This window comes from Candidatus Nitrohelix vancouverensis (assembly GCA_015698305.1).
In the GTDB taxonomy this organism is placed as follows: Bacteria; Nitrospinota; Nitrospinia; order Nitrospinales; family VA-1; genus Nitrohelix; species Nitrohelix vancouverensis.
The window spans coordinates 1,052,263-1,076,778 of the sequence record CP048620.1 but is presented as its reverse complement, the minus strand read 5'-3'; the positions used below and the strand labels follow the sequence as shown (position 1 = coordinate 1,076,778).

General features: G+C 51.3%; 19 protein-coding genes, 1 other RNA gene and 1 pseudogene. 8 read left to right on the top strand and 13 right to left on the bottom strand.

Annotated elements, in window-relative coordinates:
• Positions 1–171 precede the first annotated feature (171 nt).
• The 3 genes from G3M78_05185 to G3M78_05175 form a co-directional block, all read right to left on the bottom strand.
• The gene (locus G3M78_05185; GenBank protein QPJ64813.1) at positions 172–390 is read right to left on the bottom strand and encodes an AlpA family transcriptional regulator; all 219 of its coding nucleotides are present in this window, start codon (positions 388–390) and stop codon (positions 172–174) included.
• 237 nt (positions 391–627) lie between these two features.
• The gene (locus G3M78_05180) at positions 628–1,410 is read right to left on the bottom strand and encodes a hypothetical protein (GenBank protein QPJ64812.1); all 783 of its coding nucleotides are present in this window, start codon (positions 1,408–1,410) and stop codon (positions 628–630) included.
• Positions 1,411–1,533: 123 nt separating this feature from the next.
• A complete protein-coding gene (locus G3M78_05175) occupies positions 1,534–2,682 on the bottom strand; it encodes a hypothetical protein (protein ID QPJ64811.1) in 1,149 nt (382 codons plus the stop codon).
• Between the two features lie 151 nt (positions 2,683–2,833).
• On the opposite strand from G3M78_05175, the pseudogene G3M78_05170 reads away from it, so the two are divergent.
• Positions 2,834–6,298 (top strand): annotated as a pseudogene (locus tag G3M78_05170) (DEAD/DEAH box helicase).
• Positions 6,299–6,331: 33 nt separating this feature from the next.
• Positions 6,332–7,540, top strand: a complete 1,209-nt coding sequence (locus G3M78_05165) for a DUF3883 domain-containing protein (GenBank protein ID QPJ64810.1) — start codon at positions 6,332–6,334, stop codon at positions 7,538–7,540.
• A gap of 40 nt (positions 7,541–7,580) precedes the next feature.
• On the opposite strand, the gene G3M78_05160 is transcribed toward G3M78_05165, so the two are convergent.
• Both G3M78_05160 and ssrA read right to left on the bottom strand, forming a co-directional pair.
• Positions 7,581–8,792 (bottom strand): integrase arm-type DNA-binding domain-containing protein, encoded by a 1,212-nt coding sequence (locus tag G3M78_05160; GenBank protein QPJ64809.1) that lies wholly within the window; start codon positions 8,790–8,792, stop codon positions 7,581–7,583.
• A 163-nt stretch (positions 8,793–8,955) separates the two neighbouring features.
• Positions 8,956–9,317, bottom strand: a transfer-messenger RNA (tmRNA) gene (gene ssrA, locus G3M78_05155).
• Positions 9,318–9,446: 129 nt separating this feature from the next.
• On the opposite strand from ssrA, the gene G3M78_05150 reads away from it, so the two are divergent.
• The 3 genes from G3M78_05150 to G3M78_05140 all read left to right on the top strand — a co-directional run bounded on the left by G3M78_05150 (position 9,447) and on the right by G3M78_05140 (position 13,337).
• Positions 9,447–10,694: a glycosyltransferase family 4 protein gene (locus G3M78_05150; protein QPJ64808.1), complete on the top strand. Its 1,248-nt coding sequence runs from the start codon at positions 9,447–9,449 to the stop codon at positions 10,692–10,694.
• Positions 10,691–12,721: a tetratricopeptide repeat protein gene (locus tag G3M78_05145; GenBank protein ID QPJ64807.1), complete on the top strand. Its 2,031-nt coding sequence runs from the start codon at positions 10,691–10,693 to the stop codon at positions 12,719–12,721. The genes G3M78_05150 and G3M78_05145 overlap by 4 nt, the downstream gene beginning before the upstream one ends.
• 136 nt (positions 12,722–12,857) lie before the next feature.
• Positions 12,858–13,337: a hypothetical protein gene (locus tag G3M78_05140; GenBank protein QPJ64806.1), complete on the top strand. Its 480-nt coding sequence runs from the start codon at positions 12,858–12,860 to the stop codon at positions 13,335–13,337.
• 241 nt (positions 13,338–13,578) lie between these two features.
• Here G3M78_05140 and G3M78_05135 read toward each other — a convergent pair whose 3' ends face one another.
• The 3 genes from G3M78_05135 to G3M78_05125 are packed head-to-tail and all read right to left on the bottom strand — an operon-like array spanning position 13,579 to position 16,316.
• Entirely contained in the window at positions 13,579–14,361 is a 783-nt protein-coding gene (locus G3M78_05135; protein QPJ64805.1) for an amino acid ABC transporter permease, read from the bottom strand.
• Positions 14,362–14,397: 36 nt separating this feature from the next.
• The gene (locus G3M78_05130) at positions 14,398–15,216 is read right to left on the bottom strand and encodes a basic amino acid ABC transporter substrate-binding protein (GenBank protein QPJ64804.1); all 819 of its coding nucleotides are present in this window, start codon (positions 15,214–15,216) and stop codon (positions 14,398–14,400) included.
• Between the two features lie 5 nt (positions 15,217–15,221).
• On the bottom strand, positions 15,222–16,316 hold the full coding sequence (locus G3M78_05125; GenBank protein ID QPJ64803.1) for an ABC transporter ATP-binding protein: 1,095 nt from the start codon (positions 16,314–16,316) through the stop codon (positions 15,222–15,224).
• Between the two features lie 104 nt (positions 16,317–16,420).
• On the opposite strand from G3M78_05125, the gene purD reads away from it, so the two are divergent.
• Positions 16,421–17,686: a phosphoribosylamine--glycine ligase gene (purD, locus tag G3M78_05120; protein QPJ64802.1), complete on the top strand. Its 1,266-nt coding sequence runs from the start codon at positions 16,421–16,423 to the stop codon at positions 17,684–17,686.
• An 18-nt stretch (positions 17,687–17,704) separates the two neighbouring features.
• Here purD and G3M78_05115 read toward each other — a convergent pair whose 3' ends face one another.
• From G3M78_05115 to G3M78_05095, 5 genes are all read right to left on the bottom strand, one after another.
• Positions 17,705–18,442 (bottom strand): hypothetical protein, encoded by a 738-nt coding sequence (locus tag G3M78_05115; protein ID QPJ64801.1) that lies wholly within the window; start codon positions 18,440–18,442, stop codon positions 17,705–17,707.
• A gap of 136 nt (positions 18,443–18,578) precedes the next feature.
• Entirely contained in the window at positions 18,579–19,679 is a 1,101-nt protein-coding gene (gene purM / locus G3M78_05110) for a phosphoribosylformylglycinamidine cyclo-ligase (protein ID QPJ64800.1), read from the bottom strand.
• A 145-nt stretch (positions 19,680–19,824) separates the two neighbouring features.
• Positions 19,825–21,348 carry a sodium:solute symporter family protein gene (locus G3M78_05105; GenBank protein ID QPJ64799.1) on the bottom strand — a complete coding sequence of 508 codons (1,524 nt, stop codon included), beginning with the start codon at positions 21,346–21,348 and terminating at the stop codon, positions 19,825–19,827.
• Positions 21,335–21,586, bottom strand: coding sequence for a hypothetical protein (locus tag G3M78_05100; protein ID QPJ64798.1), 252 nt, complete (start codon positions 21,584–21,586; stop codon positions 21,335–21,337). The genes G3M78_05105 and G3M78_05100 overlap by 14 nt, the downstream gene beginning before the upstream one ends.
• 6 nt (positions 21,587–21,592) lie before the next feature.
• Positions 21,593–23,023, bottom strand: coding sequence for a Glu/Leu/Phe/Val dehydrogenase (locus tag G3M78_05095; protein QPJ64797.1), 1,431 nt, complete (start codon positions 23,021–23,023; stop codon positions 21,593–21,595).
• A 124-nt stretch (positions 23,024–23,147) separates the two neighbouring features.
• Here G3M78_05095 and G3M78_05090 point away from each other — a divergent pair, with 124 nt between their 5' ends.
• Positions 23,148–23,567: a YjbQ family protein gene (locus G3M78_05090; protein ID QPJ64796.1), complete on the top strand. Its 420-nt coding sequence runs from the start codon at positions 23,148–23,150 to the stop codon at positions 23,565–23,567.
• Between the two features lie 125 nt (positions 23,568–23,692).
• Entirely contained in the window at positions 23,693–24,496 is an 804-nt protein-coding gene (locus G3M78_05085) for a tetratricopeptide repeat protein (GenBank protein QPJ64795.1), read from the top strand.
• Positions 24,497–24,516: the final 20 nt, after the last annotated feature.

Genomic DNA, 24,516 nt, shown 5'->3' with positions numbered 1-24,516 from the left:
GACGCCCTCCCCATCGGCTGATCCAATCTGCCAATCCAAAAGGGAACCATCCCCATAACGCCAAAGTGACAATTCCCGACTGAAAGAACTTTGCAATATTGACAAAGCGTTTAGAGCTCAAAGTCCTTCGGTCTTTATGATGTGTGTCAGAGCGTCTTTCTGTTTTTGAGGTCATCTTGAGCGCCCTCCGCTTGCGTCTCCACTTTTCCGACTCGATTCTATTTGAAGGTGCAACCATTCCTGGATTTCACCCTCAACCCATCCCACGGCGCGGACGCCAAGACTTACAGGCTTTGGAAAAGCCGCCTTCGAAATGTAGTGATAGATTGTGCTACGGGAGAGCCCGGTGCGGGCCATAACTTCGGGAAGTCTTAAGATTCGATAAGTCATTGCTGATCTCCAAAAAGGATTATTAAACTTTACGGAAACCAGTTTGGCTGGGAGATTTGGGCGTTAAAAGAGCAGGGTCTGGACCACAACACACTTAAGGACGCTGTTGAATAGGGCGATTATGATCTGGCATGATCAATGGATCATGCCAGCGGCAAGAAACTACGGAGGGAAAACACTTTAAATTATAGGAGTTAGGGTTGGGGAATTTGCGCGAAAACTTTTCGCCCAACTTTTTTACTTTTTCATATTTTTACGGATGGTTTCTGAATCGCGTCCTTGAGCAATATCCATATTGGATATTTGCAAAGCGCACCAATTATCAGATTTCTTCGGATTTTTTCTTTTCAACTCACGGTAGGCTTTCTGCCAGCTTTTATGTCGGGCTTGGGTTTCCAGCTTATTGACTTCACGTCTGGCTGTTGAAGGTTTGTATCGGTCAGAGGGAGGGGGTCGATCTATCAGATCAAAGATCGCCCTGCGATCAAACTTGAGTTGATCTCCGTCACAATAAACAAGCTCAAGGAGTGGTAGAGAATACTCGGATATTTTTATAGATGTTGGTTCATTACAAACCAACTCAAAACAACCTGTTTTTCTCTTTCCTTGGACGCCTTCAATCAGAAAATTTCCGGTTTCATTATCCTTCCTAAGTTGCCCTTTGATGCCTAATTCTCTCGATATCCATAGCGCCACTTGCTTTTCTGTGAGTTGCCACCGCTGAAGATATTCTGGCGGGATGGGTATCCGCCCCATATCGTCGCACCGGTCGCAGGCGACATAGGCGCTGAAAGAATTTTCAGTTTTTCCTGAGGATGTATGCACGGGCATGAAACAATTTTCTTCGCATCCCGGACACACAACCGACTTTGCAGAATTAACGTCTTTGAGCCATTCGGCAGTCTGAAAAATTTCAATTGCTCCATCAGGCCACTCCCGAATCAACTCCCATCCCAGACTGCAATCTCCTTCTGAGCCAAGGAGTACAATAATATCCTCCAGGACATCATCTAAGGTCATAGATTGCTCTTAGTTTCTTCAGGTTTCTTCAGGTTTCTTCACTTCGATTTTTGTTTCTCCGGATTTATTTTCCTGGGCTTTGAGTTCTAATGGTTTTGTTTTTTCTTTTTTGATATCTTCCGGCTAGATGCCAGAAGCGGCGAGCATCTTACGAATCACCAAATCTCTTCCGTCGTGACGTAAGGCGCATGAATTGGGATAACTTACCCGGAAGGTACGAGTCCGGCTCCGAACTCCGGGCGTTGGAGAAAAAGTAACTTTAATCTCTGCCTGGGTAACATAGTGAGGGGGTAGCTTGAGTTGCTCGATCAGATCATAGATCGCCAGCGCATCCGGTACAGGGTCCGCCTCAACCGTTACCCGGCGCTTATCGCCAACTTTAAGGCTCAGGCGAAGTTTTTTGATTGCGACCTCTTCAATCCCGCTATCTGGTGAAAATTTGAAAATAAAATCCCGCTTCGCCAGTTTATCTAAATCATAAACACGTTTGTCACCGCCAAATTCATCCAACTGGTTATATTCAAGGATAGTCTCAGCAAAAATTTGCTGTAGTTTTGGAATGGCCTTGGTATTGCGCGGGGCGTAGATGTCCAGCGAACCTTCTTCTTTGGTATAAACGAAGATGATCTCAAAGGCAGGATGACGCGCTCGATTGGCAAGCTGGCTACGAACCCATTCCACACCCGACTGAGCAAAGTCTTCCGGGTATGCGAAGAAATATTCCTTCCCATTACGATGAAAAACTTCGACCTTGCAGTTTCGGCCCCGACCTTCCTTGCTATAGAAATATTGACTGATCTCCTGAGCCAAGCTTTTGATAAATTCTTCTGCTACGTTTGGCTTAGTTGGCGGCAGATCGTTACGTTTTTTCCAGAAAGACTCCGCGATATTGTCCGAATGCAAAAACAATGTAGCTCCGGCCCACAGATTCGGATGTTCGAGAAAAGCCCACATGATTTTTCCATGAAACCCTTTAACTTTGGCAATGGATTCCGTGAAATGGGTATTCCCATGAAAAGACGCCTCGTCGGTTAGAGCCATCACTCCACCCTGGCAGGCCATGTTGTCGATGTCCTGAAACTCCGCTTCGATACTCTCTTGTTGATCATGCGGCAAAGCCTTGAAAGCTTCAAAAACAGGCTCCACCCTGGTTTCCGTCAACTCGTTGAAGACTAAGTCCAGCAATACCTTTTTCTTTATTTGAAAATAGCGCCCCAACAGAACATTGGGAACCCTGCGGAAAAATTGGGTGTGGGAATATTGACGAGCCATTGGTAAAGTACCCCATCAAATGTTATAAACCATCATAGTATATCCGATTTTCGATAGAATATTAATTGAGAATCGGAAGCAGATTTTTGGAGAAAGTACTTTTTAAAGTAAAATCAACTCGGGCAAATTTTTGGTATACATTGAACGCGAAATGATCACTAACTACCACGCTAAATATTTTGCTTTTGACCTTACTCGCCAATCGCCTCCAGGAGCAGTGGATCAATTGTCAAAATCCCTTTTTGACGCTTCAGTGGACCTTAATCCTCATCAAATTGAAGCCGCAATGTTTGCCCTGCAATCCCCTCTATCCGAAGGGGTCGTGCTGGCTGATGAAGTCGGATTAGGAAAGACCATCGAGGCCGGAATTGTTCTCTGCCAAAAGTGGGCGGAGGGAAAGCGTCGGTTGTTGGTTCTTTGCCCAGCCTCGATCAGAAAACAGTAGGCTATGGAGCTTTCTGAAAAATTCAATCTACCCGCTTTGGTGATTGATGCAAAAACCTATAAAAGTTTTCAGAATAAGGGAATCGCAAAGCCCTTTGAGCAGAAGGCAATTATTATTCTCTCCTATCATTATGCAGTCCGAATGGAAGATGAAATCAGGATGGTCCCATGGGATCTTGTAACCATTGATGAAGCCCATAAGCTTAGAAATGCCTATCGCCTCAGTAATAAAATGGGACAGTCTATCCGATGGGCCACTGAAGGCAGAAAAAAACTTCTTTTGACAGCCACGCCATTTCAAAACAGCTTGATGGAATTGTATGGGCTAGCCACTCTGATTGACGACCATCTCTTTGGAGACCCCAATTCGTACCGGTCTAAATATGTTAATGCCGGTGGCAACCTGGGAGAACTCAGGCAACGCATTTCGGGAATTTGCAAGCGCACTTTAAGAAAACAGGTATTGGAATATGTACGCTACACAGAGAGAAAAGCCCTGACTCAACACTTTCACCCCACCGATGATGAGCTTAAACTTTACAATGCAATTTCCCAATATCTCCAAAAGGAAGACCTGTATGCCATTCCTGCCCGACAAAGACATTTAACTGTATTGATCCTCAGAAAACTTCTCGCGTCCTCTTCTCAAGCGATAGCAGGAACCCTGGAAAGTCTTCACGCCCGTTTAATTGCGCTCCGTGATGGCCAAAAATCCGAGGCAGACTGGGCTGATGAAATTGTTGAAGCCGAGGAAATGGAAGAGGAAATCATCGAGGAAGGGGCCTGGATGCGGTTCCGCAATGCTCTTTGTGAGAAAGGGTTTTCCTTTGAATATTCCGCTACCTTTGGTCAAGCGGTTAAAGGTCGCTCTGAGCTAATCAAACAATATTCGCGGTGTGTTCTGTTTGATTATTCCTACAAATATTTTTATGGCGATGGGTACGGGAAGGATTACCAAATCCTCAATCTGGACCCCGAAACCCAGGACAATTATTTAGAGCTGTATCTCGATGCCTGTCTGCTGGCCTTTTTTCAGCAACAACGGCTTTATCGAGAACAGGAAAGGGCTTTTCATCCATTCAATGTTGAAAAACCACTTTGGATTTTTGTGGGAGGCAAAGTCACGAAAAAACTTTCCACAAGTGATGCTTCAGACATTGTTGAGATTCTAAAATTCCTTGCGCGGTTTGTAAATGAGCGAGCCGCTAGCATCGACAGCATACAGCGTATTTTGAATCAAGGTCTTGTAGCGGCAGATGGCCGGAATCTCTTTGCTGGTCGCTTTAATTATTTAAATACCTTGGGTATGTCGGCGGAGCAGATTTATGAAGATGTTTTATCTACCGTCTTTAATGCGCCAGGTGGAGGAGCTTTACACATTGAAAATTTGAAAGGGGTGACCGGCGAGATCGCTCTGCGCGTGGGTGACAACGACCCCTTTGGAGTGATCAACGTTGGGGACGATGCCAAACTCTGTAAACTATGCGAAGAGCATAAGGGGCTGGTCGTCGGAGAGTTAGAGTTTTCTGGATCCTTATTTGGAGATATCAATAAGCCCGGTTCAACCATAAACCTTCTGGTTGGTTCCAAAAAGTTTACAGAGGGCTGGAATAGCTGGCGGGTGAGCACCATGGGACTCATGAATGTGGGAAGCACAGAAGGTTCTCAGATCATCCAGCTTTTTGGGCGCGGCGTTCGGCTTAAGGGCTATTGGAAAAGCCTCAAGCGGAGCGGAAAGATTCAATTACCAGAGGAAGTCAAACGCCCCGGCAACATTCGTATATTGGAGACCTTGAATATTTTTGGAATCAAAGCGGATTATATGGCCCAGTTCCGTGAATTTCTTGAGGAAGAAGGACTTCCAACCAACGATGATCGAATAGAGTTTCTCCTGCCGGTAATCCGCAATCTAGGTAGCAAGCAGTTAAAAATTATCAGACTCAAAAAATCTATCAATGGAGTGAGTACAGAATTTGGGGATGCGTTTAAAAAACTGGGGCCCATTCCATCCCTTCAAAAACCTGACACCATCACCGATCCCTCCACACGTTATTTGCAGACAAATCAGGTGGTGCTGAATTGGTATCCCAAGATTCAAGCTATAAAGTCCCGTGATGCAACCGGAGGGGGACAGGAAGACCGTCCCAACGAGGCCTGCTTATCGAAACTTCATATAGCCTTTTTGGATTTTGACGCGCTTTATTTCGAATTGCTCCGGTATAAAGCCGAAAGGGCCTGGCACAATTTAAATATTTCGCGTGAGAACATTCAAGACCTTCTGTTGGACCAGAGTTGGTACCGGTTATTGATCCCGGAAAATGAATTGGCCCTGGACTCGTTTGAAAAAGTACGGCTTTGGCAGGAAATCGCGGAAGCCCTACTAAAGAAATATTGTGAGCGGTATTATTCGTTTCGCAAAAAGGAATGGGAGCTTCCCCACCTGGAATACCGGTACATAGATGAACCTGACCCCAATTTTCCTCCTGCAAATGATGATTTTGAGGATGGTTACTATCGCATTCTCTTGGAGGAGTCCCAGGAGGAGATCATTGAAAAGTTAAAAGAGCTAAAAGAATTAATCACAACTGGAAAACTAAAGCCTTGGGAATTTGGCGGAATGAAAGCTATTTGGTTTGGCCAGCATCTTTATGAGCCTTTGCTTCATCTTTCCGGAACGGCGGTTGAAATCAGTCCTGCAGCGCTCAACAAGGGAGAACAAACCTTTGTGGACGATTTAAGAAATTATTATGATACGGATCCGGATTTGCTACAGGGAAGAGAGCTTTATCTATTAAGAAATTTAAGTCGTGGAAGGGGAGTCGGTTTTTTCGAAGCCGGAAATTTTCATCCCGATTTTATTGTCTGGGTTTTGGATGAGGAAAAGCAATTTGTTTCCTTTGTCGATCCCAAGGGGATTCGTAATCTAGGCGCGACCGACCCCAAAATTGAATTCTATAAAACCATAAAAGACATTGAGGATAGATTGGGTGATCCCGAAGTGAAATTAAACAGCTTCATAATTTCCAATACCCCCTCACACACTATGAAACTTTTATGGAACCTTGATAAATCGGAGATCGAATTTAGAAATATCCTATTTCAGGAAGATGATGAATACATAGGAATGATGCTCTCCAAAATCCTGACTGTGACAAAGGCGGCAAAAATTTAATGAAATACCTTTGGTCTCAAAAGAGGTTCACAAATGAATAGACTAGAAATAGAGACAAGAATTCGGGAGCGCGTGCCAATTTTATCCAATTCTAACGAATGGAAAAAGACCGAAAAACTGCGCAAGGAATTTGTAAGAGATTATCCTATTAAAAAGTTAATGAGCTTGCAACTCGACCAATATGTAATAGGAATGGGTAAAGAGAATCGCTCATTTTGTTACCGCCTTGAACGCCAATTGGACAGTCTTGGCAGAATACTTGGGGCTACTGCTGGCAAGTTTGGCATCTATTTTGGCAGGACCAAAGCTGACAGCCAACAAAAATACAGATTTGCAAAACGTTGGGGAAGCAATGAGCATGATGTTTTTGAAGCAGTAAAATCCGAAATCATAAATTTGCTCGAATCTGCAGAAAGAGACGATTTCGAAATGATCCGTGCAAACCAGATTTCTCCTAATTTTAAAGGAAAACTTTTATTCATTTATTACCCGGAAAAATTTGCGCCAATATATTCTAAAGACCACCTCCAACATTTTCTAGCCCATCTTAATATTTCCGGCAAATTTGAAAGCCCACCGGAGATGCAACGGGCGTTAATGGATTACAGAAAAACGTGGCCCAAACTTTTAGCAGAACACCCATGCCTCTTCATGAGGTTTTTATATGATGAGTTTAATCCTGAAATTGAAGGCTCTACACTTGACTCGGATTCACCAAAAACACTCCCCATATTAGACAAGGCCCTTCAAGGCTCCGAATTTATCGATGAATTTCCTGAAGGAAAAAATTCATCGAAAGAGATGGCGAAGAAACCGCCCAGAGATTACGAAAAACATCTCAGTAATTTGAAATCTATTGGCACCCCGGGGGAAAAGATAGTCTTAGAACTTGAGAAAAAAAGGTTGTCTGCTGGGGGTAGAAAAGACCTTGTTAAAAAAATTATATATACAGCGGATATAGATGATAGAGCTGGTTACGATATACTTTCATACGAAACCGACGGGGCGAAGCGCTACATTGAAGTTAAAGCAACAACTGGCAAAAATTTAGGTCGAGGTTTTTACATTTCCGCAAATGAATTTGAGAAAAGTAAATCGCTAGGTAATTATTACATCTATTTTGTTTTCTCCACAATAACATCAAAACCCAAAGTTTTTTGCCTCAAGAACCCTACGCTTGATAAGGGTAATTTTAAAATGGAAGCAATCAATTATCATGTAACTTTTAATACTGGTAATTGAAAAGCTATCATATCCTGCATTCTCCTAACTAAAGCAACTTTCAAATCCCTTGCCGAACCGGGATCACATCCACACCAGCTTTGAGCTGGTCCAGGTAGTCGGCCCATTGTTGCATCATCTTGCGGCGTTCTTCGAGATGCGCGGTTCGGTTATAGGCGCGTCCGTTGGGATCACGCACGGCGTGGGCGAGTTGATGTTCTATAAAATCCGGGCGTACTCCCAATACTTCATCCAGAATCGTTCGGGCCATGGCGCGGAATCCGTGGCCGCTCATTTCTTCTTTAGGGATTCCCATGCGTCGCATGGCCGCAAGGATCGCGTTATCGCTCATCGGACGTCCTCCGGCGCGGGCGCTGGGAAATACATAGCGACCGTGCCCTGTCAGGGGATGTATCTCGCGCAATATCTCAAGAGCTTGCCGTGATAAGGGTACGATGTGACGAATATCTGTTTTCGTTACGATATAGCTCCATTCCGCGTTTTCTAGATTCACATCCGCCCATTCCGCTTTTCTCAGTTCGCCGGGCCTCACAAACACCAAAGGGGCCAGGCGCAGGGCGCAACTCACCGTAAGCGTTCCTTCATAGCCGTCCATCATTCGCAAAAGATCAGCGACTTGTTTGGGTTCGGTAACTGCCGCCAAATGCTTCACTTTGGCAGGGGGAAGGGCTCCGCGCAAATCGCCGGATGGATCGCGTTCCGCTCGACCTGTGGCGACGGCATAGCGAAAGACCTGTCCACAGTTTCCTAAAACACGATGCGCAGTTTCCAAAGCTCCGCGTTTTTCAATGCGCTGGATCACCGACAGCAATTCCGGGGCTTTCACCGATCCAACTGGTTTCTCCCCGATCCAGGGGAACACGTCAATTTCAAGGCGACGAAGGATTCGGTCTCCATGCCCGGCAGACCAGTTTGAGGAATGTTTTGCGTACCATTCCCGCGCCACCACTTCGAAACTGTTTTCTGCAAACCCTTCCCGCACGGCTTTCTGGACTTTGCGGTTCTCACTGGGGTCAATACCGTTGGCAACCAGCTTTCGGGCCTCTTCGCGCCTTTCCCTCGCATCCTTCAAACTCACATCAGGGTAAACGCCAAGAGATAGGCGCTTCTCTTTCCCTTCAAAACGGTATTTGAATCGCCACCATTTTCCGCCATTTGGGGAGATTTCCAAATAAAGGCCACGTTCATCATAAAGCTTTCGGGTTTTTAGTTCTGGCTTGGCGTTCCGGATTGAGGTGTTGGTTAGCGACATTTGGGGCAACTCCTTTGCAACAGGGTCAGATGCCCCCAAGTATGCCCCCAGTTGCCCCCAGATGTCAACACACCTCATTGATACACATCGGACTTCAAGGCAACAAAAAAGCCCTAGTTTCCTAGGGCTTATGGACTTCTCTGAATTTTACTGGATCGTCAAATGGTGGAGGCGGGGGGAGTCGAACCCCCGTCCGAAAGTTTTCAAGCAAAGGCGTCTACATGTTTAGTTCCTGCTTTGGATCTCGCGGCAAGAATCTCCCAGGAACAGGATGTCCCCGCCGCCAGCTTCTTTAAGTCTCGTCCAAACGGCCAGAAGCCTACCGTTCAGACCAGCCCGCTAAATGTCGTTTCCATCTCCCCCGCAGGCTTAGAGAGCGGAAACGGTAGCTAACTTATTGTTTAAGCAGCTACTGCAACATCATAATCGTTAGCGATTATGTTTTCGCCGTTTTTTAACGGGCCAACGGCATCCCGCACATGCAACCCTTGTATCATTACCTCTCGTCGAAACCGTTTCGCCCCCGAATTCGGGGATGTTTATATTAAACCTTCATCTATATACATAGAATCGAGCGCCGTTAAAAGCAAGGCAAGTCGCGTCAAACGCGCCATGCTGGTTGATTTATAGGCTATTTCTCATTATGATCCTGAAATGGTTTTCGATCAAGCAAAACAGTTAAAAATTCTTTCCTTACAATATTATAGCTACCCGGATGCGGTGGGCGGAGCGTGGCGGGTGAGCTATGAGCTGAACCGTCGCTTCGTTGAGCGCGGCGATCAGGTGGCGCTGATCACCTGCAAGCCTTCGGATGAGCTGGCGGATGCGCAGAAGCTGGAGGGGGTGCGGATTTTCAGAATCCCGAAGACCTCTGCGAAATCGCTGTTCGCTCTGCGCGCGGGCATCGCTGAACAGCTTGAGGGATTGTTGCAGGAAGGGCCGATTGATGTGATCCATGTTCACAATCCGCTGGTGGGTTTTCTGGCGCTGACCTGTCCGGCGATCTGGAAAGTTCCGATGGCTTATCATTTTCACAGTTCCTGGTTTGATGAGGAAATCATCAACCGCCAACTAACAAAGCAACACGCTCCGGTCTGGCTGGACTGGTTGAAGGCGGCGCCCGCTCTGCTGGCGGTGCGCTTTATGGAGTGGGTCTGCCTGTCGCATTCGCGGCTCTTTCTGGTGTTGAGCGAATATTCGAAGCGGCGCCTGCGTCGCTATTTCCCGTTTCATGACAGACCTGCGCGGGTGGTCTCCAGCGGCGTCGATGCGGAGGAGTTTCACCCGCCGCAATCGGCGGAGCAAAAAAGCGCCTTGCGGCGCAAACTGAATCTGCCGGAGGATCGACCGATCTTGCTGACGGTGCGGCGCCTGCATCATCGCATGGGTCTGGAGAACTGGTTGCGGGCGTTATCGCAGGTTTGCGAACAGGAGCCGGATAAAACTTTTCTGGCGCTGATCGCCGGGGAGGGGCCGGTGCGCGAAACCCTGGAGCGTCGCATTGTCGAGTGGCGCCTGCAGGACAAGGTGCGTCTGATGGGCCTGCTCAGCAGAGAGGAGCTTCCACTGTATTATCAGGCCGCTGATGTTTTCGTTTTGCCGACGGAGCGCATCGAGGGTTTTGGGCTGGTGACGGCGGAGGCGATGGCTTCCGGTCTGCCCGTGCTGGGCACGCCGGTCGGAGCGACGCGCGAATTGCTCGGCGCGGTGGATGATCGCCTGCTCTTTCGCGACGCTTCGGCGGAGGCGATGCGAGACGGGCTACTGCAATTCCTGAACGATCCGCAAACGATTCTCGATCTGGGCCCTTTGTGCCGTCAACGCGCCGTCGCTGAATTTTCATGGGACGCGGCGGCGGAAAAAATTCAATCGCATTTTTACGAACTCGCGAAACGAACGTGAAACGCGCCGCCCCTTACATCAGCCTTGCGCTCCTGACCCTGCTGGCTTACGCCAACACCTGGCGGCATTCTTTTCATTTCGACGACATCCCTTCCATTCTCGAAAAGCCCTGGATTCGCGGACTCGACAAAATCCCGGATTTCATTTTCAGTTTCTGGCAACGACCGCTGGTGATCCTGTCCTTCAACCTGAACTACGCCGTGAGCGAGTTCGAGGTCTGGAGTTATCACGCTTTCAATATCGCGATGCATATCGTCGCGGTGTTCCTGCTCTACCGATTCGCGCAATTGATCCAGCGCCTTCTGGTCGAGCCGCTTCCTTCGGGATTTCCGTTTCTCGCGGCCTGCCTGTTTGCGCTTCATCCGCTCAACACGCAATCCGTCACTTATATCTCAAGCCGCTCTTCTGTCATGGCGACGGTGTTCTACCTGAGCGCGATCCTTTTCTATTTTTCCCGAACGACGGCAAAAGAATCCTCAAACGCGCCTTCGCTCAGCCCTGCTTTGGGCGCAGGATTCTTTTTCGCCTTGGGAATGTTGTCCAAACAGATCGTTGTCACCCTGCCCGCGGCAATGGTTCTGTTCCATTATTTCTTCGTGTCTCGCTCCGGCCCCAGCGAATGGTTGCGAGCCTCCTGGCGCTGGCTTGCAGGCGGCGCTCTGACGATCCTTGCCGCGATCATTTATAAAGCGCGCTGGGGCGGCGGGCTGGTCACAGCGACGGAAAACGACGCCACGCCCTGGGCCTATTTTCTGATTCAGACGCAAGTGATCCCGCTGGAATATTTTCGCAAGATGCTTCTTCCCCTGAATTTGTCTCTGGACTCCGATCTGGTCGCCGGAGCGTTCAGCCTGAAACTTCTACCGGGAATATTGATCCTCGTTTTCTATATTGCTCTGTGCGGCTGGCTGATCCTGCGCAAGTCGAACGCCCTTGCCGCTCTTTCCGGCTTTTCCTTGCTGTGGATTCTCGTCGCGCTGGCGCCGACCTCCAGCGTGATTCCTCTGCTCGACGTGATGGTCGAACACCGGACCTATCTGCCGATGATCGGCTTTTGCCTGCTGGCCTCGGCTCTTCTGACGCGCGCCGCTTCGCAAATAGCCGCCACGCGAACCGCCATCGCAAAAGCCGCTTTCGCCTGCGGGATCGCCGCCCTGCTCCTGCTGTTGACGGCGGGAACGGTTTTGCGCAATGAAGTCTGGAAGGATGAAGTGACGCTATGGACCGACGTGAAACAGAAATACCCGAACCACCTGCGCGCCATCAACAATCTTGGCAGCGCCTACGATAAAAAGGGCGATTACGAAAACGCGATCAAAGAATTGAAATCCGCGCTGGCGCTCAATCCCAATTACGTGCAGGCGCTCAGCAACCTCGGCAATATTTACGGCAAGCAAAGGAAGTTTCAGGAGAGCATCCCGATTTTCGAAAAAGTGATTCAGCTCGACCCGAGCTACGCCCCGGCGCATTACAATCTCGCCAAGGCCCGCGACCTGACGGGAAACAAACAAGCCGCCGCCGAATCGTATCGCCTGGCCATCAAGCACAATCCTTATTTCGAGGAAGCCTATTTCAATCTGGGATTCATCCTGCTGGATTTGAGACAGCCCGACGAGGCCATCAAAAATTTCAAGGCCTTTCTTGAGATGCAACCGCGCAACGCGAAAGCCTATTTTGGACTTGGCAACGCTCACATGTTAAAGAACGATGTTGAAGCCGCGATTGCCGCCTACCAGCAATCCGCCGCCGCCGATCCCGATTTCCTCTCGCCGCATATCAACGCCGGGAGTCTGCAAATCCAGAGAGGCAATATCGACGACGCGCTGGCAACCTTTCTCAAGCTCGCAGAACGCCATCCCAAAATCGGCGGCGTCCAAAAAAATCTGGGCATCATTTACCTGCAATTCAAGAATCAACCGGAGAAAGCCATCCCGCATTTCGAAGCCTATCTGCGTTTGGAACCCAATGCAGGCGACAGCGCCGCCCTGCGTCAACTGGTGAATGAAATGAAACAATCCGGAAAATAGGGGGGATTTAGCAAAAAAACCCGTTTTCAGGCTCTATATAATTGAAAAATATCGAGGCTTCCTTTATATTGGGCGCACAATTTATTATCATTAATTAGCGACACGGTCTTGTTCAGCAAACCAATCACGAGGTGTTATGAAACGATCGATTTTGTTCTTTGGATTTTTATCTGCAATTTTATTTGCCACCACCGCATCCGCCGCTTCGTTTCATTGCAGCGACTACCGGGGTGACCGGGTTGATTTTCGAAGCTCTCCCGAGGTCACCAAAATCGCCATTGCCGGTTATTCCTTCGGCGGCAACCCCGTCATCTGGGAAAACGACGGCTTGGGCGCGGAATGGGATTCCCTGATGAAGCAGTACGCCTATTATTACGAATGTGGGCGACACGTTGTGGGAAACACCTTGAGAGACAATGGGCACAATTATGAAAGCTGGAATCAGGTGAGCCTTGCAGACTGCTGGGCCGCATCCAAACTGGTCATCAGCGAAGGCGTGTCGAAGGAAGATATCGAAGCCTTGCAGACCCAGCTCAACGAAATGGAACGAGAGCAGTGGGCGCGATTTCCCGGCCCGGTGCGCGTTCTTGATTTGGTGAAAGACTGCCGAATCTAAAGTTTTGTCCAGCCCCTTCGGGGGCTGGATCCCTTCCCACTCCCGGTCTGTGACCGGAGACCCAACGCTCCCGGCCTGTGACCGGAGACATAAAGCTGGTCTTGTATTGCTATCTATCTCGTTAAGCGCAACTGAAACGCATCGGCCCTATTCCTGCGGGTGAAACCCGCCCTCTCCCTCAGGGAGAGGATACAGGTGAGGGTGGCTTTAGCGTTATAGGTTTTTCTGGATCCCTTCCCGCCTATCTCCATTCCTGCCGGGTCTTCAAGCGGGTTTCCACATACAAAGTCACCCGCGACATTAGCAAAGTAAGAGCCAGATACATCAGTGCCACATAGGTGTAGGTTTCAAAATAATTGAAATGCTTGGTCGCGTATTCGTTGCCGACTCTCAGGATATCGCTGATCGCCAACACCGAAACCAGGCTGGTGTCTTTCAGCATGCCCAGCGTCTGGTTGCTCACCGCCGGTAAAATCGTGCGCATGGCCTGCGGCAAAATGATCTGGCGCAGGGCGCGCCGCTCCGTCATGCCCAGACTGCGCGCCGCTTCCTTTTGTTCAACGGGAATCGACTCCACCCCGGCGCGAAACACATCCGCCATATAGGCGCCGTAACAAAAGCCGAAGCCCAGCACCGCAGAAAACAGCGCCGGTATTTTCAAAAATTCACCCAGCGCATAATAAATATAGAAGAGCAGTACCAGCAAAGGAACGCCGCGCAGAATTTCGGTATAAAAAGACGCCAGCGTCTGCACCAGCGGACGCTTCGACATTTTCCCCAGAGCCACCAGAAGACCGACCAGAATCGCGCAGGCGCTGCCCAGAAAAGTCACCGCCAGCGTGTAATAGACGCCTGCCGGCAAGAGCGTCGCCAGCGTGTAATAATCGCCGCCGCTCTCTCCCTGCCAGACGTCTTTCGCGGGCAGGTAGATCAGAAAAAAAATGCTGAAGCCGACCGCCAGATTCCAGGCCCAGTGACCGGTAGCGTTGGAGCGCTTGTTGTTCTGGTTTTCAGTCAATATCATTCTCGTATCGCCCGGTTGTATTCATTCGAAAATTTTTCAATTCGCGGAAGCGTCCGCCAACTCCGGCGGCGCAGAGGATAAACCCAGCTCCCATTTTTCATGAAGACGTTTCACCTCTCCCGCCGCAATCATTTCAGCCAGCGCCGCGTTGACTTGATCCAGCAAGGCCGTATCCGTTTTCTTCGCAACAATGCCATAATGCTCTTTGGTCAGAATCTCCCCAACCATCTTGACCTTTTCAAAATATTCCTTGCTCTGGTTTTTAAGATACAAAGTCGCGCTGCTTTCTCCAAGGACCGCATCGAGTTCGCCGTTTATCAAATCCGTGATCGCGTGTCCGTAGGCCTGATAGCCCTTGCTTCGGATTTTCGGCTCCTTCTCCAGAAAAAAAGAAGCCGTCGTTCCCGTTTGCGCTCCGACCCGCATCCCCCCGCGCCGCAAATCTTCAAGCGAATTCAGGTCCTCGCGGTCGCGCCGCGTCACCAGCGCCAGACCGCTGGTCAGGTAGGGAATGCTGAAGGCCATGCGCTCCTTGCGCTCCTCCAGAATCGTCACCGAACTGATGACCAGATCGTATTTCCCCGTAATCAATCCGCCGAACAATCCCGGCCACTCGACGGAAACGATATCCATTTCCGCCCCAGCTCTCTGCGCGATCTGTCGGATCAGATCAATCTCGAATCCTGCAGGCTGACTGGCTTCATCAATGAATGACATGGGAATCAGCGTCGTGTCCGTCGCCACAATCCATCGCGTTGCCTCTGCATCACTCTTCGCTTTCGGCGCCTCGGACCTGTCGGAGCATCCCATGAGTAAGCAGATCAAAACCATCAAAATTCGCAGGGAGCGTCGCATGAAGATCAGGCCTCCGAGTCCTTGCGAAAGGCAACCACATCGCAAGGAAAATAAGACAAGGATAATTCCTGACCGGAGCGCAACTGGTCGCTGGCGATCGTCAGATAACCGCGCGGCAGTCGCGCCGCGAAAAAGGGCCCGCCGCCCATTTGCAGGGTCAGGCGCAAAGCGTCTCCGAGAAACTGGCAATTCTCCACAATGCCTTTCAGTTGAAAATTCGCCGCGGCGTCCTCCGCATTTTGAACCAGCCGCAATCGCTCGGGTCGTATATGACAGGTCACCGAATCCCCGCTTTTCAATGCACCCTCATCATCGGCAATCAGACGCTGACCCGATTTTAGCTGAATCGTGGCTTTCCCCGCTTCAACGCCGGCCACCCGACCGGGAAACAGATTCGTTTCGCCCAGAAACCCGGCGACGTAAGAACTCCTGGGTCGGTCGTACAATTCCTGCGGCGCGCCCACTTGCAGGAGCTTGCCGTCTTTCATGATCGCCATGCGAGTGGCCAGGCCCATCGCCTCTTCCTGATCGTGCGTAACAAATAGAAAAGTGATTTTCAGGGAACGTTGCAATTCCACCAGTTCGTCGCGAAGCGATTTGCGCAACTCCAGATCGAGCGCGGACAAGGGTTCGTCGAGAAGCAATATCTTGGGGCGATTGGCCAGTGCGCGGGCAATGGCGGCGCGTTGCGACTCGCCTCCGCTCAGGCGACCGGGAAAAGCGTGTTGCAAATCTCCCAAGCGGGTGATGTCCAGCAAGACGTCGATTTCGCGACGAATATCCGCCTCCGGTACGCCGCGCACTCTTGGGCCGACGGCGATGTTGTCGTAAACCGACATATGCGGGAACAAGGCATAGTTTTGAAAAATGAAACCCGCCGGGCGTTGCTCCACCGGCGTGCGCGTCACGTCTTCCCCTTCCAACCAGACCTGTCCGGCATCCGGCGTTTCAAAACCCGCCACCATGCGCAACAAGGTGGTCTTGCCGCAACCGCTATGCCCGAGCAAAACAAAGCGTTCCCCCGATTCGATTTCCAGCGAAATCTTGCGGATGATGGGCTTGTCGCCAAAAGATTTTTCAATCTGAACCAGACGCAACATAAAAAACTCTCCGAAAAACTTGCAACAGGACGGCATTTTATATAAATTCTGCCGGGATAACACCCTCTTATTAATTCCACCCCCGACGACCCTGGAGAGAACCGATGAATATTTTAATAGTAGGCGGCGGCGGACGCGAGCATGCTCTAGCCTGGAAAATGGCGCAAAGCGAGCTGGCTCAAAACATATACTGCGCTCCGGGAAACCCGGGAACCGCGCAGATCGCAAGCAATCTGCCTATCGATCCTGAAGATATCGACGCTCTCCTCAAATTTGCCAAAGAGAATGACATCGGTCTCACCGTCGTCGGCCCGGAACAACCGCTGGTGCTCGGCATCGTCGACCGCTTTCAGGCCGAGGGTCTACGCGCTTTCGGCCCCAGCAAAGCCGCCGCTGAACTGGAAGGGAGCAAGGCTTTCTCCAAAGACCTGATGAAACGGTACCACATCCCCACCGCCGCGTACGAAACCTTTGACGATCCGGAGCAGGCCCGGCAATACGCCGAGACCCTGACGCATCCCGTCGCCGTGAAAGCAGACGGACTGGCCGCAGGAAAAGGCGTCCTGCTCTGCCAGAATGCGAAAAGCGCGGTTGAGGCGGTGGAAACACTCATGCAGAAAAAAGCCTTTGGCGACGCCGGAGATCGCATCATCATCGAAGAATTATTGATCGGACACGAAGTGTCCGTGCTCGCCTTCGCCGACGGTTCGACGGTTCTGCCGCTCGACTCGGCGCAAGACCACAAGGCCGTCTTCGACGGCGATCAAGGCCCTAATACGGGAGGCATGGGCGCTTTCTCTCCCGCTCCCATCCTCACCGAGACCTTGCGCGAACAGGTCCTGCAAACGATTCTCAAACCCGCCATTGCGGCGATGGCAAGCGAAGGCCGACCCTTTCGCGGCATCCTCTATGCAGGACTGATGCTGACCGCCGACGGTCCCAGAACGCTGGAGTTCAACGCGCGCTTTGGCGACCCGGAAACCCAACCTTTGATGATGCGCCTGCAAAGCGATCTGATCCCCATTTTCGAAGCCTGCATCGACGGCACGCTGGATCAATGCCAGATTGAATGGAAGCCGGAGACTGCGGTCTGCGTGGTGATGGCGTCCGGCGGTTATCCCGGATCGTATGAGAAAGGAAAAAAGATTTCAGGTCTGGATGCAGTCGGCGCGTTGAAAGACGTCGTCGCCTTCCACGCAGGAACCAAAGAGAAGGATGGGGAAATCGTCACCAGCGGCGGTCGGGTGCTGGGCGTGACGGCCCTGGGCGCCAGCCAGGAATCGGCGATCAACACAGCCTACAAGGCGGTGAAGACCATCCAATGGGACGACGCGCATTACCGCACCGACATTGGCCGACGCGAGCAGTAGGAATTTCTAAAAAGGAAGCTAAAGCCGGACGGACTCCAACTCCAGCATTTGCGGCGTGACCGGATCGCGCCGCAGTAACGCCTGAGTCGCCGGATCGAGTTTGAACTCGCGCGCGGCTTCTTCCATCGCCTTCAACGGCTCTGTGCCGTCGATCATCAAATCATCGACCCAGTATTCAATCTCGCCCTTGCGCTCGGCGTGAACCTGATGCGGGTAATCGGGTTTGGAGAGCAGGGCGAAATCAATATCGAACCAGTATTGGTTGATGAAATCGTCAAAGTCCACGGCGACGCCGTTGCTGAGGTTGATGTCGCGCGCCTTGTCGGCAGAATCTTCGAGGAGTTTGTTGTAGAGGTCGACAATGAAATGGACGCAGTCGTACAAGACCATCCAGTGAATGGTCTTCATTTTTTCGCGCGTGCCGAAGGAATCCATCGCCTTCGCCATGATCACCAAAGCAGAATGCGTCTCTTCCATGCTGAGAAAATTCGCCGACCAGGGAAATCTAGATCGGTACCAGGCCGGAATATCCGCAGGGAAATCGCGTCGTGAAGAACCGGCAGGCGGCGTGTGATCGTTTTCGACATAGTCCATCATGTCGTCCATCTCCTTGTAGGCCAGGTCCAGCCCGCCGCGCACTATCGTATAAGGAAACAATTTGCGGTGATAGCTCTCGTACTTCGCTTCTTCCTCGCTCAAGCCTTCCGGCAGAGGTCCCGTTTCTCGTTTGCTTATATCTCGTTTGAACACCAGCATTGGCAATCGCCTCTAGTAAAAATCTATCGCATTAAAAAATTTCGCATCTCTCGATAACCTGGTTCCCGTTTAAACATCCGTATCGCAATCGCTTCTAAAAATTCAATTCATTCCACAATTCAGGAAGGCATTGAATTCAGATTTTTGTAAACGTCTGTCCCTTGCAGATCAGACCGTGCGCAGGAATCGTCACTTCCTTGCCGACCGCCGCCTCCACCTGACCGATCACCCAGGAGTCGATGCCGTGGCGCTTGCAAATAGCGTTGACCTGCTCCACATCGCTCGCGCCTTCCACCACCACGCAAAATCCCACGCCCATGTTGAACACTTCGAACATTTCCGCATCTTCGATCTCGGCGCAATCCTGAATGTAGTCGAACACCGGAGAACGCGGCGGAACCGGGTCGATGACGAAGCGGATATTGTCCGCCGCCACGCGATTGAGATTGCCAAAACCGCCGCTGGTGATATGCGCCATCGCTTTCATGCGTAAGTTGCTATCCAGCATTTCCATGATCGGCTTGACGTAGATCTGCGTCGGTTTCAACAACTCGTCGCCCACCGTCGTCCCCAGCCGTTCTTCAAAACGACGCGCCTGCTCTTTTTGTTTCGTCGGGTCTTCTCCCAGCAACACGCGACGCGCCAGACTCAATCCGTTCGAATGCACGCCTGTGGAGGCCAGGCCGACGATCAAATCGCCCGGCGCCACGTCCTTGCCAATGTTGATGCGGTCTATAGGCACCAGCCCGACGCAGGCGCCGACCAGATCGACGCCCTTGATGATTTCGCGTATCTGCGATATTTCGCCGCCAGAGATATGAATATCCGCCTGACGCGCGCCTTCCGCCAGCCCCTTGCCGAGCGCCGTGAATATCTCCGGGTCGGTGTGCGAGCAGGCGATATAGTCCACCATGCTGATCGGGCGGGCGCCGATGCAAATCACGTCGTTCACGTTCATCGCCACGCAATCGATGCCGATGCTGTCGTAACGATCCATCAATTCCGCGACGATGATTTTCGAGCCGACGCCGTCGGTTCCAAAGGCCAGCCCCATGCCGTTGCCGATATCCATGACATTGGCGAAATAACCGATGTCGGCGACCAGTGGGTTGCGCGGGTTGAACTCGCGCGTGGGCAGAACATGCCCTAAAATTCCGGACAGCGCGTCCTCGGCGCCTCGGCTGGATACTCCGCTTTTCGCGTATTCAGAGGAATCCGCGTTCGATGATTCGGTCATGAAAATTTTTCTATGAGCAGGGTTGGAGTTGAAATTTTGAGCGTATCATACCACAAACGCGACGATCCAGATCGTTCTGCAGATTTTTCTATGAGCGGGTTGGAACGGTAATTTTGAGCGTATCATACCATAAACGCGACCCGCGTCATCTCTCTGCCGGGGCTTTCTGTCTAAAAAAATCCGAGCCGCAGATCAGCAGGTTGACCCCCAGCCCCCAGATGCCCGCATGCACGCCTCCCCACAAGGGATGATTGGCAGACGCCAGCCCCAGAGAACCGGACCAGATCAGCCCCAAAGTGACGACCAGACCCGCCGCGATGCCGCAAAGAACGGTACGGGCGCGCAAACGCTCCCAATGCAGTCCGAGATAAAACGCCGGGACGCATTGGATCAGCAATTCAAATTTGATCTTTAACAAATGGATCAGGTTTCCTTCATAGGACAGGGCCATCCACACCACCGGCGCCATCAGCCCCCAGGAAATCCATTTGCCCATGCGCGTCAATTGCGTTTGATCCGCGTTCGGTCGAATATAAGCTCCGTAAATATCCTTCGACACCATCGAACTGACGGTCAACAAGGCCGAATCGGCGGTGGACATGACGGCGGCCAGCAGGGAGGCGAAAATCATCACCACCAGCCAGTAACCCCATTCCGAAGACTGCATGATCTTCAAACACAGCAGAGGCAGAACCGTCTCCGATGGAGAAATCGCCTTGCTCGTTCCCTCTTGCACAACATTTTCCAGTCCGGGACTGTGAGCCGCCATCAAAACGCCGACCACCACCGCAATCAGCGCCGTCGTCAAAGGAGCGACCGCCATGAAAGCCAGCGAACGTTTCAAGGTGACCCCGTTGCGCGCCGAGTAAATCCGCTGAATCGCCTGCGGGTAAATCGCTCCGCCCAGTCCCACCATGAAGATGAAGCTGAGCCAGCGCCATAGACCCTCGCCCTCCGGCGGCTGTAATTTTTTGAGCGTTTCAGGATTCGCCGCAAGAGTGGCGACCGCTCCCTGTAAATCGCCGATTTCCGAAAACGCGATAAAAATGAGAGCGATGAAGCCCGCCAGCAACAGACTGCCCTGCAAGGCGTCGGTCCAGGCCACCGAACGCATGCCGCCCAGCGATTCGTAAATCAGCATGATCGCCGCCAGACCGACCACGCCCGCCCACATGGGTATCTGCCCCTGAGAAATTCCGGCGAAGGCGGTGCCCAGGGTTTTCATCTGCGCCAATAAAAAATTGCAGGCGGCGATGGTCATGAAGAGCGTGATGATGATTCTCAGGGCGTGGTTCTGGTAGCGATGAAAAATATAATCGCCCGGCGTTACAAAGGAATGCTTGCGACTCAAGCGGAACAGGCGCGGCGCGAGAATCAGGTAGGCGATGACGATCGCGATCATGAAATGCACCGACACGAGAAAGCTGAAGCCTTCGCGATAGGCGGCGCCGCTGAACCCAAGGAAGGTGTTGCCGCTGTACTGTGTCGCGTACAGGGTCAGAAACAACACAGGCAGGCCCATGTTGCGGCCTGCCAGATAAAAATCACCAAAATTATTTTTCTGCGTTTTTGAATAGGCAAAAGCGCCAATGCCAAGGAGGAAGACCACATAAAAACCCACCGCAACCAGCGCGCCAACGCCAAAGGGTAGGGACTCAGCAGGATTCATCAAGATCCTCTTCCGCTTCGTCCCAGACTTTCAGCAAGACAAACACCGTGAAGGCGCTCGTCACAGCCGCCACCGCCACCGTCGTAACCGCCCAGGCGGGCAGTCCCCAGATCATACCCGGCAGGGGCCAGACCGGCAGGGCCGCCAGCAGGAGTAACAGATAAACCGCCCACACCCAGCCGATGCGACCGGGATCGCGCGCGCCCGCAGAGCCGCGTTTGTCCTTCAATTCAGGCATAGGAGTTTAGGGGTAGATGCCCATCGCGTTGTAACCGGTGTGGATTTTCTCAATCGCCAAAGCCATTCCGGCGATGCGGTAGCTGTCCACCTTGTCGTCGCTCCAGTATCGTTCGCGAATCGCCTGAAAGGCCCCGCGCATCGTGTCGTCCAGACCGGAGCGAACCAGATCGACCTCGTCCGCGCCGCTCTTCAGGCGGTCGATCAACTCCTGCGCGACCTTGGCGCCCGAGGACTGGATCGCTTCCAGTATCAATTGATTCTGGTTCTCTTCGTAACGCCTCTGCATGCGCCCGAAGCGGATATGCGATAAATTTTTAATCCATTCAAAATAAGAAACCGTCACGCCGCCCGCGTTGAGATACACGTCGGGGATGATGACGATTTTTTTCTCTTTCAAGATCGCTTCCGCGGCGAAGGTCACCGGACCGTTCGCGGCCTCCGCAATCAGTTTCGCGTTAATGCGCGCGGCGTTGGTTTGATTGATGACCGCCTCCATCGCGGCTGGAATGAGAATATCGCATTCCTTCTCCAGAAGAAGAGCGCCTTCTTCAATATATTCGCACTCGCCGGGATAGCCTTTCACGCCGCCGCCACTGGCGATCTTGTGCAGGAATACTTTTTCAACGTCGAGTCCGCCTTCGTTATAAATCGCGCCGTCGAATTCGATGACGCCGACGATGGTGACGCCGTCCTCCTCCTGTAAAATTTTTGCGGTGTGATAGCCCACGTTGCCGAGGCCCTGGACGATGACTTTTTTTCCTTCCAGAGAACCTTCCATGCGCGCGTTTTTGACGTCTTCAGGATGACGAAAAAATTCCCGCAATCCAAAGACCACGCCGCGCCCCGTCGCTTCAACGCGACCGCGAATACCGCCCATCGCAACCGGCTTGCCGGTCACACAGGCGAGATGGTTGATGTCGTCCGGCTTATGCGCCATGTAGGTGCTCACCATCCACGCCATTTCGCGTTGCCCCGTGCCCATGTCCGGCGCCGGGACGTTGACCCCGGAACTGATATAATCTTTTTGAATCAATTCGTAGGCGAAGCGTCGGGTGATGCGCTCCATATCCTGCCGTTCGTATTTCTTTGGATCGATCAACAAGCCGCCCTTCGAGCCGCCAAAAGGAACGTCAACCAGCGCGCATTTATAAGTCATCAAAGCCGCCAGCGCCTCCACTTCATCCTGATTCACAAAGGGAGAAAAACGAATGCCGCCCTTGGACGGTAATTTATGGTCGCTGTGTACCGCGCGCCAGCCGATGAAGGATTCGATCTGGCCGTTGATAACAACCGGGAAGCGCACCTGGTAGACATTGTTCACGTTGCGAATGTAATCGGCCATGCCCTTGGGTATGTCCAAGGTGGCCACAGCAAGATCGAAACTCAAATTCACGCTGTCCTTGAAACTGACTTCCTGTTCTGCTGGAATGCTCATAGACTCCTCCTGCGAAGATTGCCGTGGCTCAAAAAACCTGACGAAACAATGGCGGCATTGAAGATTCTCTTCCGAAGCCGCGATTTTCAGTATAATCAATTTATCGCTAAACTGGAACTATTTGATGAAACAGGAATTTACAGAAATTAAGGTCTCGACGAATGGCAAGGGCCTGATCGACGTGACGGAAAAAATCAAGGCCTGGGCCGAGAAATTTGGATTTCATACAGGACTTCTCACTCTGTTCGTCGCGCATACTTCCGCATCGTTGTTGATTCAGGAAAACGCCGACCCCGACGTCCTGCATGACATGGAACGATTCTTTTCAAAACTCGTCCCGGAAAACGACCCCGACTATCGGCACACGACGGAAGGTTCAGACGACATGCCCGCTCATATCCGATCCGCTCTCACGCAAACGCAACTGTCTATCCCTCTTCGAAATCATCGACTTGCGCTGGGCGTCTGGCAAGGCCTTTACCTGTATGAACACCGCCGTGCACCGCACACGAGAACGCTCCTCTTGCACCTGATCGGCGAATGACATCTTCGCAGAGAATTAGATAGTCATTGTAAAACCGCCTCTAATTTCAATTACATTCCTTAAATTTGACCGCTTCCCTGATTTCAATTACATTGAAAACAGCCCAATTCCAACCTTGGATTCAAATGAGAAATTTTGCTTTGCCCCATTTCCTGCCGAGTATTTTGCTAGCGATTCTGTTGACCTTGTTGACCGCATGCGGCGGTGAAGAAAGCGCCGAAACCAAGGAAGCCGACGCTGGTATTCAACTGGCGCAGGCTCAGGAATTCCTCGATAAAAAAGATTACGAAAGCGCCGGAAAAATCATCAAGGAATATGTCGCGGCGCACCCGCAAGACCTTGCGGGACTTCGCCTCAGCGCACATTTCAGCTTGATTCAGAATCGCGTGAATGACGCCATCGCCATAGCCGAGCAAGCGCTGGAGATTGACTCGGAACGAGGCGATTTTCTTGCTATCAAAGGTCGCGCCTACTACCAGGTAAGCCAATTTGATAACGCGCTGAAATTCTGCAGAGAGGCCCTCAAAAAAGATCCAACCGTCGGATTGGCTTACCTTGTTATCGGCGAGATTTTTCTGAGGCAGGGCAAAATCCAGGAAAGCATTCCCATTCTCAAGGAAGCGGTGCAACACGATCCGAAATCGGTGGAAGGCCTCAACAAACTTGCTTCGGCTTATATCAAAGTCAAAGACTACCAGAGCGCGCGCGAATATCTGGAACGCGCCCAGCAATTGGACAATGAAGACGCCGGGGTTTATTTCAATCTGGCGCTGGTCTATGATGAAATGAACGACGGCGAGAACGCCGTGAAACACATTCAGGAATCTCTGCGCCTGTACACAGATCAGGAAAATAAAAACTGGGCGAACAAAGCCCGGCAAACGCAGGGCATTCTCGCTAAAAAGTATAATATCCGATTAACCTCCTGACCCGTTTTAGTTTGTAAATT

Excerpts from the sequence above, each read along its gene's own strand:
- G3M78_05185 (QPJ64813.1), bottom strand. The coding sequence starts at position 390 with ATGACTTATCGAATCTTAAGACTTCCCGAAGTTATGGCCCGCACCGGG.
- G3M78_05180 (QPJ64812.1), bottom strand. The coding sequence starts at position 1,410 with ATGACCTTAGATGATGTCCTGGAGGATATTATTGTACTCCTTGGCTCA.
- G3M78_05175 (QPJ64811.1), bottom strand. The coding sequence starts at position 2,682 with ATGGCTCGTCAATATTCCCACACCCAATTTTTCCGCAGGGTTCCCAAT.
- G3M78_05165 (QPJ64810.1), top strand. The coding sequence starts at position 6,332 with ATGAATAGACTAGAAATAGAGACAAGAATTCGGGAGCGCGTGCCAATT.
- G3M78_05160 (QPJ64809.1), bottom strand. The coding sequence starts at position 8,792 with ATGTCGCTAACCAACACCTCAATCCGGAACGCCAAGCCAGAACTAAAA.
- G3M78_05150 (QPJ64808.1), top strand. The coding sequence starts at position 9,447 with ATGGTTTTCGATCAAGCAAAACAGTTAAAAATTCTTTCCTTACAATAT.
- G3M78_05140 (QPJ64806.1), top strand. The coding sequence starts at position 12,858 with ATGAAACGATCGATTTTGTTCTTTGGATTTTTATCTGCAATTTTATTT.
- G3M78_05135 (QPJ64805.1), bottom strand. The coding sequence starts at position 14,361 with ATGATATTGACTGAAAACCAGAACAACAAGCGCTCCAACGCTACCGGT.
- G3M78_05130 (QPJ64804.1), bottom strand. The coding sequence starts at position 15,216 with ATGCGACGCTCCCTGCGAATTTTGATGGTTTTGATCTGCTTACTCATG.
- G3M78_05125 (QPJ64803.1), bottom strand. The coding sequence starts at position 16,316 with ATGTTGCGTCTGGTTCAGATTGAAAAATCTTTTGGCGACAAGCCCATC.
- purD (QPJ64802.1), top strand. The coding sequence starts at position 16,421 with ATGAATATTTTAATAGTAGGCGGCGGCGGACGCGAGCATGCTCTAGCC.
- G3M78_05115 (QPJ64801.1), bottom strand. The coding sequence starts at position 18,442 with ATGCTGGTGTTCAAACGAGATATAAGCAAACGAGAAACGGGACCTCTG.
- purM (QPJ64800.1), bottom strand. The coding sequence starts at position 19,679 with ATGACCGAATCATCGAACGCGGATTCCTCTGAATACGCGAAAAGCGGA.
- G3M78_05105 (QPJ64799.1), bottom strand. The coding sequence starts at position 21,348 with ATGAATCCTGCTGAGTCCCTACCCTTTGGCGTTGGCGCGCTGGTTGCG.
- G3M78_05100 (QPJ64798.1), bottom strand. The coding sequence starts at position 21,586 with ATGCCTGAATTGAAGGACAAACGCGGCTCTGCGGGCGCGCGCGATCCC.
- G3M78_05095 (QPJ64797.1), bottom strand. The coding sequence starts at position 23,023 with ATGAGCATTCCAGCAGAACAGGAAGTCAGTTTCAAGGACAGCGTGAAT.
- G3M78_05090 (QPJ64796.1), top strand. The coding sequence starts at position 23,148 with ATGAAACAGGAATTTACAGAAATTAAGGTCTCGACGAATGGCAAGGGC.
- G3M78_05085 (QPJ64795.1), top strand. The coding sequence starts at position 23,693 with ATGAGAAATTTTGCTTTGCCCCATTTCCTGCCGAGTATTTTGCTAGCG.